The following is a 3,148-nucleotide window of genomic DNA, read 5'->3' as shown; positions in this document are numbered from 1 at the left end:
CTTTGATTAATCAAAGACACCTTCGGGTTGTGAGGTTAAGCGACTAAGCGTACACGGTGGATGCCTAGGCAGTCAGAGGCGATGAAGGGCGTGCTAATCTGCGATAAGCGTCGGTAAGCTGATATGAAGCGTTATACCCGACGATACCCGAATGGGGAAACCCAGTGTGTTTCGACACACTATCATTATGTGAATACATAGCGTAATGAGGCGAACCGGGGGAACTGAAACATCTCAGTACCCCGAGGAAAAGAAATCAACCGAGATTCCCCCAGTAGCGGCGAGCGAACGGGGAGGAGCCCAGAACCTGAATCAGTTTGTGTGTTAGTGGAAGCGTCTGGAAAGTCGCACAGTAAAGGGTGATAGTCCCGTACACAAAAATGCACAAGCTGTGAGTTCGATGAGTAGGGCGGGACACGTGACATCCTGTCTGAATATGGGGGGACCATCCTCCAAGGCTAAATACTCCTGACTGACCGATAGTGAACCAGTACCGTGAGGGAAAGGCGAAAAGAACCCCGGCGAGGGGAGTGAAATAGAACCTGAAACCGTGTACGTACAAGCAGTGGGAGCCTTGATTAATCAGGGTGACTGCGTACCTTTTGTATAATGGGTCAGCGACTTATATTCTGTAGCAAGGTTAACCGTATAGGGGAGCCGCAGGGAAACCGAGTCTTAACTGGGCGTTAAGTTGCAGGGTATAGACCCGAAACCCGGTGATCTAGCCATGGGCAGGTTGAAGGTTGGGTAACACTAACTGGAGGACCGAACCGACTAATGTTGAAAAATTAGCGGATGACTTGTGGCTGGGGGTGAAAGGCCAATCAAACCGGGAGATAGCTGGTTCTCCCCGAAAGCTATTTAGGTAGCGCCTCGTGAATTCATCTTCGGGGGTAGAGCACTGTTTCGGCTAGGGGGTCATCCCGACTTACCAACCCGATGCAAACTACGAATACCGAAGAATGTTATCACGGGAGACACACGGCGGGTGCTAACGTTCGTCGTGAAGAGGGAAACAACCCAGACCGCCAGCTAAGGTCCCAAAGTCATGGTTAAGTGGGAAACGATGTGGGAAGGCACAGACAGCCAGGATGTTGGCTTAGAAGCAGCCATCATTTAAAGAAAGCGTAATAGCTCACTGGTCGAGTCGGCCTGCGCGGAAGATGTAACGGGGCTAAACCATGCACCGAAGCTGCGGCAGCGACACTCAGGTGTTGTTGGGTAGGGGAGCGTTCTGTAAGCCGTCGAAGGTGGCCTGTGAGGGCTGCTGGAGGTATCAGAAGTGCGAATGCTGACATAAGTAACGATAATGCGGGTGAAAAACCCGCACGCCGGAAGACCAAGGGTTCCTGTCCAACGTTAATCGGGGCAGGGTGAGTCGACCCCTAAGGCGAGGCTGAAAAGCGTAGTCGATGGGAAACAGGTTAATATTCCTGTACTCGGTGTTACTGCGAAGGGGGGACGGAGAAAGCTAGGTTATCCGGGCGACGGTTGTCCCGGTTTAAGCGTGAAGGTGGATGACTTTGGTAAATCCGGGTCGTCATTAACACTGAGGCGTGATGACGAGTCACTACGGTGATGAAGTAACCAATGCTACGCTTCCAGGAAAAGCCTCTAAGCTCCAGGTAACATCAAATCGTACCCCAAACCGACACAGGTGGTCAGGTAGAGAATACTCAGGCGCTTGAGAGAACTCGGGTGAAGGAACTAGGCAAAATGGTGCCGTAACTTCGGGAGAAGGCACGCTGATGGTAGGTGAAGTCCCTTGCGGATGGAGCTGAAATCAGTCGCAGATACCAGCTGGCTGCAACTGTTTAATAAAAACACAGCACTGTGCAAACACGAAAGTGGACGTATACGGTGTGACGCCTGCCCGGTGCCGGAAGGTTAATTGATGGGGTCAGCCGCAAGGCGAAGCTCTTGATCGAAGCCCCGGTAAACGGCGGCCGTAACTATAACGGTCCTAAGGTAGCGAAATTCCTTGTCGGGTAAGTTCCGACCTGCACGAATGGCGTAATGATGGCCAGGCTGTCTCCACCCGAGACTCAGTGAAATTGAACTCGCTGTGAAGATGCAGTGTACCCGCGGCAAGACGGAAAGACCCCGTGAACCTTTACTATAGCTTGACACTGAACCTTGAGCCTTGATGTGTAGGATAGGTGGGAGGCTTTGAAGCGTGGACGCCAGTCTGCGTGGAGCCAACCTTGAAATACCACCCTTTAATGTTTGATGTTCTAACGTAGACCCGTAATCCGGGTTGCGGACAGTGTCTGGTGGGTAGTTTGACTGGGGCGGTCTCCTCCCAAAGCGTAACGGAGGAGCACGAAGGTTAGCTAATCCTGGTCGGACATCAGGAGGTTAGTGCAAAGGCATAAGCTAGCTTGACTGCGAGAGTGACAGCTCGAGCAGGTGCGAAAGCAGGTCTTAGTGATCCGGTGGTTCTGAATGGAAGGGCCATCGCTCAACGGATAAAAGGTACTCCGGGGATAACAGGCTGATACCGCCCAAGAGTTCATATCGACGGCGGTGTTTGGCACCTCGATGTCGGCTCATCACATCCTGGGGCTGAAGTAGGTCCCAAGGGTATGGCTGTTCGCCATTTAAAGTGGTACGCGAGCTGGGTTTAGAACGTCGTGAGACAGTTCGGTCCCTATCTGCCGTGGGCGTTGGAAGATTGAGAGGGGTTGCTCCTAGTACGAGAGGACCGGAGTGAACGCACCACTGGTGTTCGGGTTGTGATGCCAATTGCATTGCCCGGTAGCTAAGTGCGGAAGAGATAACCGCTGAAAGCATCTAAGCGGGAAACTTGCCTCGAGATGAGTCTTCCCTGGGCACTAGATGCCCCTGAAGGGCCGTTGAAGACTACGACGTAGATAGGCTGGGTGTGTAAGCGTAGCGATACGTTGAGCTAACCAGTACTAATGACCCGAGAGGCTTAACCTTACAACACCGAAGGTGTTTTAGATGACTCATAGAAAACAATAATCAGCTTGTTTTAGGATTGGTTCTGATGGTTATGCGAGAGCGAGAGCGAAGCATGACGGTTGGAATGAAACAGAATTTGCCTGGCGGCGATAGCGCGGTGGTCCCACCTGACCCCATGCCGAACTCAGAAGTGAAACGCCGTAGCGCCGATGGTAGTGTGGGG

The 3,148-nt window shown here is 52.4% G+C and carries 2 rRNA genes; both read left to right on the top strand.

Going from position 1 to position 3,148, the window contains the following annotated elements:
• The first annotated feature begins 33 nt into the window (after positions 1 to 33).
• Positions 34 to 2,943: ribosomal RNA gene (locus K7X24_RS21780) — 23S ribosomal RNA — on the top strand.
• Positions 2,944 to 3,064: 121 nt separating this feature from the next.
• Positions 3,065 to 3,148: ribosomal RNA gene (gene rrf / locus K7X24_RS21775) — 5S ribosomal RNA — on the top strand; the annotation flags it as partial.

The organism is Pectobacterium versatile (assembly GCF_020166435.1).
Taxonomy (GTDB): Bacteria; Pseudomonadota; Gammaproteobacteria; order Enterobacterales; family Enterobacteriaceae; genus Pectobacterium; species Pectobacterium versatile.
Note: the sequence above shows the minus strand (reverse complement) of the source record. Positions and strands in the feature narration are given on the sequence as shown.